Source organism: Sphingomonas oligophenolica (genome assembly GCF_006438955.1).
GTDB classification, from domain to species: Bacteria; Pseudomonadota; Alphaproteobacteria; order Sphingomonadales; family Sphingomonadaceae; genus Sphingomonas; species Sphingomonas oligophenolica_A.
The window spans coordinates 35,762-49,926 of record NZ_RCZK01000001.1 but is presented as its reverse complement, the minus strand read 5'-3'; the positions used below and the strand labels follow the sequence as shown (position 1 = coordinate 49,926).

Here is a 14,165-nt window from a genome sequence, read left to right as displayed (position 1 = left end):
GGGAGTTCAGGCTGGGGCCCCGCCTTCGTGGGGGAACAGGAATGGGATGCAATTCGGCAACCCGTTCCGGAGCGACAATTCGCTCCACACCGCGCAAGCCGGCTTAGCTTGCAGATAGGCCCCGGTCGGCATCTGGTCGCCGGAGTGAAGGAAACGACATGTTCGATACCAAGAAAGTAGAAATCGAATGGGGCGGCGCAACGCTGACCCTCGAAACCGGTCGCGTGGCGCGCCAGGCCGACGGCGCGGTGCTCGCGACGCTCGGCGAAACCGTCGTGTTGTGCGCCGTCACCGCCGCACGCTCGGTCAAGGAAGGGCAGGATTTCTTCCCGCTCACCGTCCATTACCAGGAAAAATATTCCGCAGCGGGCCGCATCCCCGGCGGCTTCTTCAAGCGTGAGCGCGGCGCGACCGAGAAGGAGACTCTGACGAGCCGCCTGATCGATCGCCCGATCCGCCCGCTGTTCCCCGAAGGTTTCTACAACGAAATCAACGTCATCGCCCAGGTGCTGAGCTATGACGGCGAGAACGAGCCCGACATCCTCGCGCTGATCGCGGCGTCGGCGGCGCTCACCATCTCGGGCGTGCCGTTCATGGGCCCGATCGGCGCGGCGCGCGTCGGCTATGTCGATGGCGACTATATCCTCAACCCGACCAACGAGCAGGCCAAGACCGGCGACCTCGACCTGATCGTCGCCGCCACCGGCGACGCGGTGATGATGGTCGAATCCGAAGCCAAGGAACTGTCGGAAGACACGATGCTCGGCGCGGTGATGTTCGCGCACAAGGCGTGCGGCAAGCTCGTCAACGCGATTATCGATCTCGCCGAACAGGCCGCCAAGGATCCGTGGGAAATGGCCCCGCAGGCCGATCTGTCGGCTGCCAAGGACAAGCTCAAGAAGCTTATCGGCAAGGACATCGCCGCCGCCTACAAGGTGACCGACAAGTCCAAGCGTTCGGGCCTGCTCAACGAGGCGCGTGCCAAGGCCAAGACCGCCTTCGCCGATTCCTCGCCGCAGGACCAGATGGCCGCCAACAAGCTGGTCAAGAAGCTCGAAGCCGAAATCGTCCGTGGCGCGATCCTCAAGGATGGCACCCGCATCGATGGCCGCACCACGACGCAGATCCGCCCGATCGAGGCTACCGTCCACTTCCTGCCGCGCACCCACGGTTCGGCGCTGTTCACCCGCGGCGAGACGCAGGCGATCTGCACGACCACGCTCGGCACCCGCGACGCGGAGCAGATGATCGACGGTCTGACCGGCCTCAATTACGAGCATTTCATGCTCCACTACAACTTCCCGCCCTATTCGGTCGGTGAAGTCGGCCGCTTCGGGGCGCCCAGCCGCCGCGACATCGGCCACGGCAAGCTCGCGTGGCGCGCGCTCCACGCGGTGCTCCCCTCGAAGGAGGAATTCCCGTACACCATCCGCGTCCTGTCCGACATCACGGAGAGCAACGGGTCGTCGTCGATGGCCACCGTCTGCGGCGGGTCGCTGTCGATGATGGACGCCGGCGTGCCGCTCAAGCGCCCGGTGTCGGGCATCGCGATGGGCTTGATTCTCGAAGGCAAGGACTATGCGGTCCTATCCGACATCCTCGGCGATGAAGATCATCTCGGCGACATGGACTTCAAGGTCGCCGGCACCAGCGAGGGCATCACCAGCCTCCAGATGGACATCAAGATCGCTGGGATCACCGAAGAGATCATGAAGGCCGCGCTGGCACAGGCAAACGAAGGCCGCGCGCACATCCTCGGCGAAATGGCCAAGGCGCTCGACCACACGCGTGAGGAACTGTCGGCGCACGCGCCGCGGATCGAAACCTTCACGATCGACAAGTCGAAGATCCGTGAAGTGATCGGCACCGGCGGCAAGGTGATCCGCGAGATCGTCGCGACGACCGGCGCCAAGGTCGACATCGACGACGAGGGCGTGATCAAGGTGTCGTCGTCCGACACGTCGCAGATCGAAGCCGCGATCAAGTGGATCAAGGGCCTCGTCGAGGAAGCCGAAGTCGGCAAGGTCTATGACGGCAAGGTCGTCAACCTCGTCGATTTCGGCGCGTTCGTGAACTTCATGGGCGGCAAGGACGGTCTCGTCCATGTGTCCGAGATCAAGAACGAGCGCGTCGAGAAGGTCTCCGATGCCCTGAGCGAAGGCCAGGAAGTCAAGGTCAAGGTCTTGGAAATCGATCCGCGCGGGAAAGTTCGCCTGTCGATGCGCGTCGTCGATCAGGAAACCGGCGCCGAGCTGGAGGACACCCGTCCCCCGCGCGAAGGCGGCAACGATCGTGGTCCCCGCGGTCCGCGGCGTGACGGCGGCGGTGACCGCGGCCCGCGCGGCGACGGCGGTGGCCGTGGCGGCGATCGCGGTCCGCGGCGTGACGGCGACGGTGGTCGCGGCCCGCGTCGCGACGGTGGCGATCGTGGCCCCCGCAGCGATCGTGCGCGCCCCGAAAGCGGTAACGCCGATGCCCCGGCGCCCGATTTCGCGCCCGCATTCCTGACCGGCGATCGCGACGACTAAAACGCTACATCCGTGAGGATAATGGAAAGGGGCTCGGGAAACCGGGCCCCTTTTTCGCGTGTTCGCGCGTGCCAAGGGGGGGGACCCCCGTCTGTGGCCGGGTCGTTTAAACCGCGGCTTGGTGTTGTCGTCAGAAATTAGCCGATGGCTTGACGTTGGTAAGGTGAAGGTAACGCTGGTTGAACTGCCCCGCCAACCGCAGCTTCGGCCAATCCTGCACCTTGATGCGGCGCTGCCGTCGGTGGATCAGTCCCTCTCGCTCCAGCGATTGCAGCATCCGGTTGACGTGGACCGGGGTCAGTCCCAACGCATCGCCGAGCTGTTCCTGCGTCATCGGCAGCTCATATCCCTCCGCCTCGCCCTGACCGATCGACTCAAGCCGCAGTTGGAATTCACACAACAAATGCGCGATCCGCGTTCGCGCATTGCGGCGCCCGACGTTGAGCAGCCATTCGCGCGTGATCGACCCTTCGACGAGCGAATCGGTCCACAGCGCGCGCGCTATCATCGGTCGCGCTAGGACCAACTCTCGCACCGCCTCCAGCGGCACTTCGGCCATGGTCAGCGCGGTCAGCGCCTGGATGTCGTGATCGGATTCGCGCAGGAACAGGTTTGGCAGGTCGAGCATATCGCCGGGCACCAGGATCATCGCGATCTGTCGATCACCCTCGATCGTCAGTTTCTGCCGATAGGCGAAGCCGTCGCAGATGATCCCGAAACGTTGCGGCAACTGTCCTTCCCGCACCATATATTGCGACGGCGTCAGCGTCCGCAGCTTGAACGGCAGCGCGCGGATCGCATCGACATCGGCAGCGATCAACGCCTCGCGACTGCGCAGCTTCTGGAAGAATCGGTCCAGACGCGGCGACAAGTCTTCCAACAGCACTCCCCCTAAATGGGCGGGAGCACTTCGCATCTCTCAGTCGCCCCGACCCGACTAATGCGGCGGCGATGGGTAGACCTTATCACAGGCGATGGCGTGACATACAAACATTTGTTAGATCGGGAGAAATTTCGCCGGCTCGGTCTCCGGTTGGAACCAGAGGCATCGCGTTGGCGAGCAGCGCTCAAGCGAGCCGCGGGTAGCGCACGGCGAATTCGCGATCGGACATCATCAGGTAGCGGACCATGTCGATCAGCGACCACGGCACCGTCAGCACGGTGCCGACGACGGTGAACGTCAGGACGAGCATGACGACCGCCGACCCGGTTCGCCCGGTATAGAAGCGATGGACGCCCAGCACGCCGAGCAGAAACGCCAGGACCGCAGCCACATATTTGTTGCGGTCGTTCCCGGCGCGGCGATCGGGCACGCGGGTGGCGGTATCGTCGGCGGCAGACGGGATCGGGTTCGCGCCGGGCGCGGGAAACAGGCTGAGCGCGCGGTTGTCCGCCGCGTCGAAATCGACATACAGCCCGACCGCGGGTTCGCCGCGCGCCGCCCAGTCGGCGGGGCGGAATGCATAACGTTCCCCATCCTCGCCCGCGACCATGCCGTCCCCCGTCCTGGCATCGACTCCCAATATATGTCCGCGCATGCATGCCTCCCCGATTGACGCGTGATGTCGGAGATCGGGGCGCGAGGTGCAAGCCCCGCCCCGGGAGGGCTGGTTCAATGAGAACTAATGCCTGATCATCGCCGACCAGCCACCGACCTAGCCGCCCCGCCGCTGTTCCGCTTCTGCCGCGACCGCGCGTTGTTCTGCGGGCGTCAGTGTACCCCACGCCGCGATCTCGTCGAGCGTGCGGCCGCAGCCGAGGCAGATGTCGTCGGCGTCGAGCATGCAGACCTGGGTGCAGGGGGAGGGTGGGGAGTCCGACGGGGCGTCGATCATCGCGTCGGCCGCGCCGCAGTCAGCCGCCGATGATGGCGTTGAGGAAATCGGGGAGCGGGCCGTTCCAATCGCCCGCGGTGGCGGTCTCTTCCTCGCGGTCGCGGCGGAGTGCTTCGCTCCGTTGAGTGCTGGGCGGGGCGCGATCCTGGGTGTCGCGGGTTGGCGCGCGGTCGCGGGATCGAGGCGCGCGGGCGGGCTCGTCGCGCACGGCTTCCTCGGCGGGGGCCGCCTGGACCCGAGTTTCCTCGACGGGCGCGGTGGTGCGGGGCGCACGGGCACGGGGGGCAGCGCGCTCGCCACGGCCACGGCGGGCGCGCGGCGCGGGCGCGCTATCGGTGTCGTCTGAAGGCGCGGCGGCAGTGCTGGCGGGACCGTCGCCGAGCAGCTCGATGGTCTGGCCGGTCAGCTTTTCGATATTGGCGATGTTCTCGGCGTCTTCGCTGGTGATCAGCGTGTAGGCGACCCCGGTCGCGCCCGCGCGGCCGGTGCGACCGATGCGGTGGACGTAATCGTCGGGGTGCCAGGGCGCGTCGAAGTTGAAGACGTGGCTGACCCCCTTCACGTCGAGGCCGCGCGCGGCGACGTCGCTGGCGACGAGGATGTTGATCGTGCCGTCCTTGAACAGGTCGAGCTCGGCGATGCGCTGGGGCTGTTCCATGTCGCCATGGATTTCGCCCGATTTATAACCGTGCTGGCGCAGCGTCTTGTTGAGTTCGCGCACCGTCGTCTTGCGGTTGCAGAAGATGATCGCGCTCTGCACCTCCTCCTGTTCGAGCAACTGGCGCAACCGATCGCGCTTCTTGAACGCGGAGCCCGACACGGGGACGAGATATTGCTTGATGTTGAGGCTGGTCGAGGCGGGGCGCGACACCTCGATCATCTTGGGGTTGTCGAGAAATTTGTCCGCGAGTTTCTTGATCGGCGCGGGCATCGTCGCGGAAAACAGCAAGGTCTGGCGCTGTTTGGGCAGCTTGGTGCAGATTTCCTCGATGTCAGGGATGAACCCCATGTCGAGCATGCGGTCGGCCTCGTCGATCACCAGCAGCGAACAGCCGGTAAGCAGAATCTTGCCGCGCCCGAACAGGTCCATCAACCGCCCCGGCGTCGCGATCAGGACGTCGACGCCCTTTTCGAGCGCCGCCATCTGGTCGCCCATCGACACGCCGCCGATCAGCAGCGCCATCGAAAGCTTGTGGTTCTTGCCGTATTTCTCGAAATTCTCCGCGACCTGCGCGGCGAGTTCGCGGGTGGGTTCGAGGATCAGGCTGCGCGGCATCCGCGCGCGGCTGCGGCCATGCGCCAGAATGTCGATCATCGGCAGCACGAAACTCGCGGTCTTGCCCGTTCCGGTCTGCGCGACGCCGATGATGTCGCGCATCATCAGGACCGACGGGATCGCGCTCGCCTGGATCGGGGTCGGTTCGGTGTAACCGGAATCATTGACCGCTGCGAGCAGTTCGTCGGAAAGGCCGAGATCGGCAAAGGTCATGCAAGTGTCCGGATTAAGACGCGGGCGATACGCCCCGGGCCGCCTGCGGCGCTCGCGGATTGGCCCGCGATTGTCAAGAAATTCAGCGGGTCTCGACCAGCTTGCGGAACTTGGCGATCGGGCAACTACGCCCTGACCGGACCCGGATCACGTCGCGGCTGGCACAAATTCGACCGTCGCTCGCGGGGCGGAGATAATAGCCGCCATAATAGTCGAGCGGCCCGCAATCGTCGTCGAGTACCGCGCGAATCCGGTCGCCCCCGACCAGGATCAGGTCAACCGAACCGGGCTGGCTGATTACCGCGCCCGCCAGATCGCTCGCGGCGATGCATTTGGGCCCCTTCTTCTCCTTCCACCGCGGCGGCACCGGGATCGGCATCCGCGCCGCGGGCATCGACTGCTGCAGCCGGGGCACGCGGATGATGAGGTGTTCGTGGATGGTGAGTTGGGCGATCTCCGGCGGGGGCGGGGGCGGGGGCGCGCCGACATCGCCCGCGATCGGCGTGGCAAGCGCCAGCAGGGCAGACGGCGCGAACAGGCCGAGGGGCGCAAACGGATTGGTCATGTGATCGGACGAGTCCTAGCGGGGATCGTTGAACAGCCGATGAACTTCCCGTAATTCGGTGGGATGACCCCCGCCCAGTCCGCCATGCTCGCCGATCTGGCGAGGACGATCGATGCGAAGGCGATCGTGACCGATGCCGATGCGATCGTTCCCTGGGCGACCGACTGGCGTGACCGGTATCGCGGGCGTGCGCCCGTGCTACTCCAGCCGTCGTCGACCACACAGGTCGCCACGATCGTGACCGCGGCGGCGCGGCATCGCGTACCGCTGGTCGCGCAGGGGGGTAATAGTTCGATGGTCGGCGGCGCGACCCCGCCTGCCGACGGATCGGCGCTGATCCTGTCGCTCAGGCGGATGGACCGTATTCGCTCGCTCGACGCCGACGCCGGCTTCGCTGTCGCGGAGGCGGGGGTGATCCTGGCGAACCTCCACGAGGCGGCGATCGCGGCGGGGCGGCGGTTTCCGCTGACGCTGGGCGCGCGGGGCAGCGCGACGATCGGCGGGCTGGTGTCGACCAACGCAGGCGGCACGCAGGTGCTGCGGTTCGGGTCGATGCGCGGGCTGGTCGCGGGGATCGAGGCGGTGTTCGCGGATGGCAGCATTCATGACGGGCTCGCGCCGCTCAAGAAGGACAATCGCGGCTACGACCTGACGCAGTTGCTGGTCGGCGCCGAGGGGACGCTCGGGATCGTGACCGCGGCGACGCTCCGGCTGGTGACACTGCCCACGGTGCGCGCGGCGGCGTGGGCGGGGACCGACGGGCCGGAGTCGGCGCTGCGGCTGCTGCGTCGTTGCCAGGCGGCGACCGACGCCTTGGAGAGTTTCGAGATCCTGCCGCGCGAATCGCTCGACGCGGTCCTGGCGCATGTGCCGGGCACGCGCAGCCCGCTGGCGGCCGCGCATCGCTGGCATCTGCTGATCGAGACGACCGACCCGCGCGGGGCGGAGCAGCTCGAGGAATTGCTCAGCACCGCCCTCGCCGACGGGCTGATCGCGGACGCGACGATCGCGGCGTCGGACGCGCAGATCGCCGATTTCTGGCGCATCCGCGATTCGATCTCCGACGCCGAACGCGCGATGGGGCCGGCCTCGCAGCACGACATTTCGGTACCGGTCGAGGCGATGCCGGGCTTCATGATCGCGGCGGCGGCGGCCTGCGAGGCGCGCTTTCCCGGCACCCACGCCTCCGGCTTCGGCCATTTGGGTGACGGCAACATCCATTTCCACGTCCGCGCGGCCGCGGGTACCGATGCCGGGCGCTGGTATCGCGACGCGGTGCCCGACGTGACGCGCTTCGTCGACGATCTGGTGGTCGCGGCGGGGGGATCGATCGCCGCTGAACACGGCATTGGGCAGATGAAGATCGACGAGCTCGAACGCCTCGCCTCACCCGCGCGTCTCCACGCGTTGCGCGGGGTAAAGGCGGCGATGGATCCGCTAGCTATCCTCAATCCAGGCAAGCTTGTCCGGCTTGCCTCACCGCCCGCGACCCAATAGAGGCTCGCGCCAATCGGCGGCAACGGATGCCGCTTTCTCACCGACCCGACCATGGAGACGATGCAATGGCCAGCGCGGCACCCCTTCCGCTTTTCTACAACGGGCTGGAGCCGCTTTCCAGCGAGACCCATGCGGGCTGGAAGGTCAAGCCGCAGGATACCGCGCCGTTTCTGATCGGCCAGCATGCGATCCCGATCACGGTGGAGGAATTCCCGCTGGTCCAGCGCCACATGCCGATCGTGTTTTCGGTCGGCGACGATGCGATCCCGCTCGCGCTGATGGGGCTGAACGAGGGCGTCAACGTCTTCATGGGCGACGACGGCAAGCTGACCGAAGACAATTTCTATGTCCCCGCCTATGTCCGTCGGTACCCCTATATGCTCGCGCGGCTGCGCCCCGATGCCGACGAGCTGTCGCTGTGCTTCGATCCGACATCGGACACGATCGGCGCATTCGACGAGGGCGAGGCGCTGTTCGCCGACGGCGAGCCGACCGATTTCACCAAGGGTGTCCTGGCGTTCGCCGAACAGTTCGAGCAGGCCGGCGCGCGGACCCAGAATTTCATGAACGAACTGCGCGAACAGAACCTGCTGATGGACGGCGAGGTGAGCATCCAGGTCGAGGAGAACCAGCAGCCCTTTATCTATCGCGGGTTCCAGATGGTCGACGAACAGAAGCTCGCCGATCTGCGCGGTGACCAGCTGCGCAAGATGTCGCAGTCGGGTATGCTGCCGCTGCTGTACGCGCACCTGTTCTCGCTGGCGCTGATGCGCGACATCTTCGCGCGTCAGGTCCAGCTCGGCAAGACGCCCAACGCCGCGACGCTCAACTGACGGCGGCAGCGCGGCGGGCTTGACCCGCCCGATGCCACCGCCGACGGTGGGAGCAGAGCGTCATCATCGATCAGGAGCCCGTATGCCCGTTTCCGACACCGCCCGGGTCCGCTATTCGACCGTCGCGATCTGGCTCCACTGGTCGATCGCGGCACTGGTAATCGCGAATCTCGCGATCGGGCTGCTCCACGACAGCCTGCTCCACGGCGTACGCTGGGCGATCCCGCTTCATATGTCGTTCGGGCTCACCGTCCTGATCCTGTCGCTGGCGCGGGTCGCATGGCGGTTGAGCCACCCCTTTCTCCCCGCGCCGACCGATGTCCCGCGGTGGCAGCAGGTGGCGGCGCGCGCGACCCATATCGCGTTGTATGCGCTGATCCTGCTGATGCCGTTCACCGGCTGGATGATGGCGTCGGCGGGCAAGCATCCGATCGGCTTCTACTGGCTGGTCGACGCGCCCAAACTGCCGGTGTCGAAAGCGCTCGGCGACGTGGCGCATCAGGGGCATGGCGTGCTGGGCTGGCTGATGCTGGCGCTCGTCGCGCTTCATGTCGGCGCGGCGCTGCGGCATCATTTCCTGCTGCGCGACGGCGTGTTGGGGCGGATGATCCCGGCGGTTGCCAACGACCGCGGATGAGGGGCGGGCGGTACCCGCAAATTTATTCGCGTCCCAGTTGAACCAACGCCGCGTTCACCTATTTATGCCTCGTACGGCCCTGTGTTCCCCCCTTTCGCACGGTCGTACGACGCGCCTTTCAGGCGTGTCTCCTCCCTGAACCTTGGCCACCTCGCGTGTTATACGCGGGGTGGTTTTTTTGGTTCAGTCGGTGGTGGTCATTCGGCGGCGCAGTCATAGCGCTGGGCCAGGGCCTCTGACGCCAGCGCGGCGATCATCGCCCGGAGCATCGCGGCGATCGCTTCTATCCCGTTCCCCGGCATATCGAGCGCGGCATCTAAATAGAGTGCGCGGTCGATTTCGACCTGAATCGCGTGGATTCCCGCTGCGGGCCGACCATGCGTCGTCAGGGTATGGCCGCCGGCATAGGGCAGATTGAGCGCGGTCGCGAAACCCGCGCCGCGCGCCACCGCATCGGCGCATGCGACGAATCTTGCCCCCGCGGCGCGCCCGAACCGGTCGCCCAGCACGATCCCTACGCCGCTCGCGAGCGGGGGCATCGAATGGAGGTCGATCAGGATCGCGGTGCCGAATCTTGCCTGTGCGCACGCCAGCGCGGTCGATAGCGCGGCGTGGTAGGGCCGGTGATCGCGCGCGATCCGCGTCGCGATATCGGCATCCGCGAACCGCCGCCGCCAGACCGATCCGGCACCCAGCGCGCGGCGCGGGACCAGCCCCAGCCCGCTCCTGACCTTGGCCGATCCCATCGGCTGGCCCTTCGGGTCGGCGCCTTCGTCGACCCGCGGATCGCGTTCGTCCTCGCCGCGGTTGAGGTCGATCCAGGCGCGCGCGCGGCGCTGGACGATCAGCGTCTCGCGGCCCCGTGCCGCCAGCGCGACCGCGTCGACGTGGCGATCCTCGAGCGGGCGGAGCGCGGCCAGCGGCACCTGGAGCGCGGCGCGCAACGCCAGCGGATAATCACGCCCTGCGTGCGGGACCGACAGCACGACCGGGCTGGCAGGCACCGGATCGGCGTAGAGATCGAACGAACCGTCCATCAATGACACGCCATAACCAAGGCGAACCGCAAAGGCGCTGGAAATCTTTACCCGTTCGGGCGTAGGTTGCGGCAACAAGGGGTTGAGGCGATGATCCGGATTCTGCTGGCCGAGGACGACCAGGTGATGCGCGAATATCTGACGCGCGCGCTCGAGCGCTCGGGCTATGCGGTGACCGCGGTCGACCGCGGCACCGCGGCGATGCCGCTGCTCGAAACCGAGCATTTCGACCTGTTGCTGACCGATATCGTGATGCCCGAGATGGACGGGATCGAACTCGCGCGCCGCGCGGGCGAGATGGTTCAGGGGCTCCGCGTGATGTTCATCACCGGATTCGCCGCGGTGACATTGAAGGCGGGGCGCGAGATGCCTGGTGCGCGCGTGCTGTCTAAGCCATTCCACCTGCGCGATCTGGTGCTCGAAATCGACCGGATGTTCGAGATCGGGAGCGCCACCGGGCTTAATTGAACGAACCGCTTGCGCCGCCCGCATCCCGCCGCTAGTGGCACCCTCCTCGTGGGCGTGTAGCTCAGTGGTAGAGCACTGTGTTGACATCGCAGGGGTCGCAAGTTCAATCCTTGCCACGCCCACCAGACATGAACCCCGCCAGCCCGACGGACTGGCGGGTTTTTTGTGGCTACAAGCGTGCTCTGATGGGCGGCTCAGGCGGCGGGAACCATGTCCTTCAGCGGCACGCCCGGATTGGCCAGCTGCGCCGGATCGATTTCGGCGCGCGCCGTCACTAGCTTGCGGCCTTGGACATAATCCTTGATCATGTTGACGCAGTCGAGCGCGATCACGCGGCCGCGCTTGAGATAGACGATCGAGAAGCTGCGCGTGGCCGGATCGCCGCGCGTGACGGCGGTATCAAATCCGGTGGACAGCCCGACGGTTTGCAGTTTCAAGTCATACTGGGTCGACCAGAACCATGGCACCGCATCATAGGGGTGGCCCGTACCCATGATCGTCTTTGCCGCCACGTTCGCCTGATCGGTGGCATTCTGGACCGATTCCACGCGGATAGACGCACCGTCGGCATAGTCATTGGAGTGCAGCGCGCAGTCGCCGACCGCGTAGATGTCGGGCAGGGTGGTGCGGCACTGATCGTCGACCGCCACGCCATTGCCGCCCGCCGCTCCTGCGGCGATCAGCGGCTGGACCGCGGGGACGATCCCGATGCCGACGATCACCATGTCCGCGGGCAGCATGCTGCTGTCGGCGAGCTGCACGCCGGTGACGCGACCGCTCCCTCCGATCAGGCGATCGACGCCGACGCCCAGCCGGACATCGACGCCATGCGCGCGGTGCTCGGCCTCGAAAAATCGCGATAATTCCTTTCCAGCGACGCGCGCGAGCACCCGGTCGAGCGCTTCGAGGACGGTCACATCCTTACCGAATTTCGACAGCGCCGCCGCCGCCTCGAGCCCGATATAGCCGCCGCCGACCACGACGACTCGATGCGCCGTCGGCAATTCCGCCTCGAGCCGATCGACATCGGCACGGGTACGGATACCATGGACGCCGACCAGGTCGCTCCCATCGCACGATAGCCGCCGCGCCGCGCCGCCGGTCGCCCAGACGAGCGTGCCATAACCGATCGTGTCGCCGTCCTCGGTCGTCACCGTCTTGGCCCCCGGATCGACCCGGGTGACACGTTGGTTCAGCAGTACGCCAATGTCGCGCTCGTCCCAGAATCCCGGCTGGCGGATCAGGATCCGCTCGAACGATTTGTGCTTGGTGAGATATTCCTTCGACAGCGGCGGGCGCTCATAAGGGTAATCCGCCTCTTCGGTGATCATCGCGACCGACTTCGTGAAGCCGCCCTGGCGCAGCGCGATCGCGCATTGCGCACCGGCATGGCCTGCGCCGACGATCAGCACGTCATGAGTTGTCGTCAACCTCGGGCCCTCCCGCCGCTCGCTGATGGCTCACTTGTCCTCGTTCTGGTCCGGCGGGCAATGTGGTGGGCATCGGTTTCATCCATCTGGAAAGCTCCCTGCCGGTGTCGAAAGCGCGGTCTTGGCCCGGGCGCCTGTCGATCGAAAATGGTTAGCGATGCGGTGCCGATCTTCGCAAGGACAATGCGCACGTCGCGCTGTACCCGGTGTGTGACATCGCGGTGCCGATATCCGCCCTAGATACGTCGTGCGGAGCTCCAAATGGCTCGAACCCGCGTTTTCGCATTCTGAAGCGTGGCACGATGATCAGACGGGCGCGATCACCGCTTTGGTGGAAACCGGACGAAACGCCGTCACGATGGTGTCTCCCCGTTTGCGCGTCAGATAGGTATCGAGTCCGATCTGCGCGCCGATCAGCATGTAGATGAACGGCTGGAACGCGATCCCGACGAACGCGCCGCCGAGCAGATAGATGAGGTGCCCCGACTGCAACGCGGCGGCGAGCGCGCCGCCCCAGGCATAGGGGTCGTCGGGATCGCGATGCCGGCGGCGGATCACCTCCATCCGCCAGACCCCCGCCAAATTGATGATCAGCCAGATCGCAAGCCCCGGATACCCCTGTTCGCCGAGCATTTCGAAATAGGCGCTGTGATACGCGCGCGCCTTGTCGTTGGTCACGCCCGCCGCATCGCCGTCGGCACTCCGCAATTCGTAGCGCACCTTGTTCTGGAGAAACGCGTTGAAGCCCCCGCCGAACGGGTGCGCCTTGGCGTAGCCGATCGTCCACGCCCACACCGCGATCCGGGTCGAGGCCGATTCGTCGCCCTGGTGGGTCTTGATCGTGTCCATCCGCTGCGTGAACGATGACGGGAGCAGTGGTACCGCGGCCACGGCAAGCACCACCGTCGCCGCGATATAGGCGAGCTTGCGCTTGGATAGCCGGAACATCACCAGCGCGAGGAACACGATGCACAGCAGCCCGGTCCGCGCCGAGGTGCCGATTGGCATCAGCAGGCACGAAAAAATGAGCGCGAAACCGAACGTCTTCACTTTCCAGTCGGGAGGGAAGATCGTCCCGTATTTCATGAACCAGAGGATGAGGGGGATGATCGCGATCGCGACCGCGGATATCGTGCTGCTTTCGTAGAGTCCGCTGTTGTTGGTCACCATCAGGTCGAGTTCGCCATAGCCGCCGCCGCCCGCCGCGGTCTTGATCCCGCCGACGATGATGATCGTCGCCGCGGACAGGACCATGAACAGCAGCAGCGCCTCGATCCTGAGCTTGGTGCGCAGCGTCAGCGGCAGGAACGCGGCGAACGCAAGCGCCTTCCACACCCATTCCCATTTGTCCGCGGCCTCGATCGGGAAATCGGCGGACATCGTCGTCATCCCGCAATACAGCAGCAGCAGGACGATCAGCGCCTGGCGCGGCGCGAAGCGGACGTCGGCCTTCTTGTCCGCGATCAGGAACCCGCCGACCGCCATCGCCACCGCGATCAGCGAGATCGGCACGCTGTTGAGCAGATAATAGGTCAGCCGCTGCGGCGAGACAACGTCGATATAGACATAGGTCAGCACCAGCAGGAACGGTTTGCGCAATCCCGCCGCGAACAGCGCCGCCAGGAAGCCGAGGAAGATCAGGTCATGCACGTGGCCAGCGACCTTCGTGATCGGCCGGCCCGGGCGTGGATTCGTCGTCGAGATCGGGACGCCTGAGCAACGTCCACGCGGCGAGCATCATCAGCCCGTGGGTCAGCAGGATCGCGAAATTGTTGATCATCCCGTCGTCACCGCGCTCGTCGCCCCGTTGCGAACCCGGCTATGCGCCGGGCCGAGTTGACGCCGC

14 protein-coding genes and 1 tRNA gene are annotated in these 14,165 nt (G+C 66.0%); 6 read left to right on the top strand and 9 right to left on the bottom strand.

Annotated features, from left to right (window positions below; genetic code table 11):
* Positions 1–158: 158 nt before the first annotated feature.
* On the top strand, positions 159–2,528 hold the full coding sequence (pnp, locus tag EAH84_RS00265; protein ID WP_140865997.1) for a polyribonucleotide nucleotidyltransferase: 2,370 nt from the start codon (positions 159–161) through the stop codon (positions 2,526–2,528).
* A 130-nt stretch (positions 2,529–2,658) separates the two neighbouring features.
* On the opposite strand, the gene EAH84_RS00260 is transcribed toward pnp, so the two are convergent.
* From EAH84_RS00260 to EAH84_RS00240, 5 genes are all read right to left on the bottom strand, one after another.
* Positions 2,659–3,408 (bottom strand): Crp/Fnr family transcriptional regulator, encoded by a 750-nt coding sequence (locus tag EAH84_RS00260; RefSeq protein ID WP_140865994.1) that lies wholly within the window; start codon positions 3,406–3,408, stop codon positions 2,659–2,661.
* A gap of 187 nt (positions 3,409–3,595) precedes the next feature.
* Positions 3,596–4,066 (bottom strand): TM2 domain-containing protein, encoded by a 471-nt coding sequence (locus EAH84_RS00255; protein WP_140865992.1) that lies wholly within the window; start codon positions 4,064–4,066, stop codon positions 3,596–3,598.
* A 117-nt stretch (positions 4,067–4,183) separates the two neighbouring features.
* Complete coding sequence (locus EAH84_RS00250; protein WP_140865989.1) at positions 4,184–4,363, bottom strand: DUF1289 domain-containing protein; 180 nt, start codon at positions 4,361–4,363, stop codon at positions 4,184–4,186.
* Positions 4,364–4,382: 19 nt separating this feature from the next.
* Positions 4,383–5,852 carry a DEAD/DEAH box helicase gene (locus tag EAH84_RS00245; protein WP_140865986.1) on the bottom strand — a complete coding sequence of 490 codons (1,470 nt, stop codon included), beginning with the start codon at positions 5,850–5,852 and terminating at the stop codon, positions 4,383–4,385.
* An 82-nt stretch (positions 5,853–5,934) separates the two neighbouring features.
* Positions 5,935–6,417: a hypothetical protein gene (locus tag EAH84_RS00240; RefSeq protein ID WP_140865984.1), complete on the bottom strand. Its 483-nt coding sequence runs from the start codon at positions 6,415–6,417 to the stop codon at positions 5,935–5,937.
* Positions 6,418–6,480: 63 nt separating this feature from the next.
* Between EAH84_RS00240 and EAH84_RS00235 the strand changes: the two genes are divergently transcribed.
* The 3 genes from EAH84_RS00235 (at position 6,481) to EAH84_RS00225 (ending at position 9,384) form a co-directional block, all read left to right on the top strand.
* Positions 6,481–7,914, top strand: a complete 1,434-nt coding sequence (locus EAH84_RS00235) for an FAD-binding oxidoreductase (RefSeq protein ID WP_140865981.1) — start codon at positions 6,481–6,483, stop codon at positions 7,912–7,914.
* Between the two features lie 65 nt (positions 7,915–7,979).
* A complete protein-coding gene (locus EAH84_RS00230; protein WP_140865979.1) occupies positions 7,980–8,747 on the top strand; it encodes a SapC family protein in 768 nt (255 codons plus the stop codon).
* Between the two features lie 82 nt (positions 8,748–8,829).
* A complete protein-coding gene (locus tag EAH84_RS00225) occupies positions 8,830–9,384 on the top strand; it encodes a cytochrome b (RefSeq protein ID WP_140865976.1) in 555 nt (184 codons plus the stop codon).
* A 197-nt stretch (positions 9,385–9,581) separates the two neighbouring features.
* Here the strand turns inward: EAH84_RS00225 and EAH84_RS00220 are convergent, their stop codons facing one another.
* Positions 9,582–10,421, bottom strand: a complete 840-nt coding sequence (locus tag EAH84_RS00220; RefSeq protein ID WP_140865973.1) for an N-formylglutamate amidohydrolase — start codon at positions 10,419–10,421, stop codon at positions 9,582–9,584.
* Between the two features lie 90 nt (positions 10,422–10,511).
* On the opposite strand from EAH84_RS00220, the gene cpdR reads away from it, so the two are divergent.
* Positions 10,512–10,889 carry a cell cycle two-component system response regulator CpdR gene (gene cpdR / locus EAH84_RS00215; RefSeq protein WP_140865970.1) on the top strand — a complete coding sequence of 126 codons (378 nt, stop codon included), beginning with the start codon at positions 10,512–10,514 and terminating at the stop codon, positions 10,887–10,889.
* Positions 10,890–10,939: 50 nt separating this feature from the next.
* Positions 10,940–11,014, top strand: a tRNA-Val gene (locus tag EAH84_RS00210).
* 69 nt (positions 11,015–11,083) lie between these two features.
* On the opposite strand, the gene EAH84_RS00205 is transcribed toward EAH84_RS00210, so the two are convergent.
* From EAH84_RS00205 to EAH84_RS16025, 3 genes are all read right to left on the bottom strand, one after another.
* Positions 11,084–12,319, bottom strand: a complete 1,236-nt coding sequence (locus tag EAH84_RS00205; RefSeq protein ID WP_140865967.1) for an NAD(P)/FAD-dependent oxidoreductase — start codon at positions 12,317–12,319, stop codon at positions 11,084–11,086.
* Between the two features lie 306 nt (positions 12,320–12,625).
* Positions 12,626–13,969 (bottom strand): putative O-glycosylation ligase, exosortase A system-associated, encoded by a 1,344-nt coding sequence (locus EAH84_RS00200; RefSeq protein ID WP_140865964.1) that lies wholly within the window; start codon positions 13,967–13,969, stop codon positions 12,626–12,628.
* Positions 13,962–14,099 (bottom strand): hypothetical protein, encoded by a 138-nt coding sequence (locus EAH84_RS16025; protein WP_170209826.1) that lies wholly within the window; start codon positions 14,097–14,099, stop codon positions 13,962–13,964. Before EAH84_RS16025 ends, EAH84_RS00200 begins: the two co-directional genes overlap by 8 nt.
* Between the last annotated feature and the right edge of the window lie 66 nt (positions 14,100–14,165).

Bases quoted from the DNA above. Each gene is read 5' to 3' on its own strand.
- EAH84_RS16025 (WP_170209826.1), bottom strand. From the start codon at position 14,099: ATGATCAACAATTTCGCGATCCTGCTGACCCACGGGCTGATGATGCTC.
- pnp (WP_140865997.1), top strand. From the start codon at position 159: ATGTTCGATACCAAGAAAGTAGAAATCGAATGGGGCGGCGCAACGCTG.
- cpdR (WP_140865970.1), top strand. From the start codon at position 10,512: ATGATCCGGATTCTGCTGGCCGAGGACGACCAGGTGATGCGCGAATAT.
- EAH84_RS00255 (WP_140865992.1), bottom strand. From the start codon at position 4,066: ATGCGCGGACATATATTGGGAGTCGATGCCAGGACGGGGGACGGCATG.
- EAH84_RS00245 (WP_140865986.1), bottom strand. From the start codon at position 5,852: ATGACCTTTGCCGATCTCGGCCTTTCCGACGAACTGCTCGCAGCGGTC.
- EAH84_RS00220 (WP_140865973.1), bottom strand. From the start codon at position 10,421: ATGGACGGTTCGTTCGATCTCTACGCCGATCCGGTGCCTGCCAGCCCG.
- EAH84_RS00250 (WP_140865989.1), bottom strand. From the start codon at position 4,363: ATGATCGACGCCCCGTCGGACTCCCCACCCTCCCCCTGCACCCAGGTC.
- EAH84_RS00225 (WP_140865976.1), top strand. From the start codon at position 8,830: ATGCCCGTTTCCGACACCGCCCGGGTCCGCTATTCGACCGTCGCGATC.
- EAH84_RS00235 (WP_140865981.1), top strand. From the start codon at position 6,481: ATGACCCCCGCCCAGTCCGCCATGCTCGCCGATCTGGCGAGGACGATC.
- EAH84_RS00230 (WP_140865979.1), top strand. From the start codon at position 7,980: ATGGCCAGCGCGGCACCCCTTCCGCTTTTCTACAACGGGCTGGAGCCG.
- EAH84_RS00240 (WP_140865984.1), bottom strand. From the start codon at position 6,417: ATGACCAATCCGTTTGCGCCCCTCGGCCTGTTCGCGCCGTCTGCCCTG.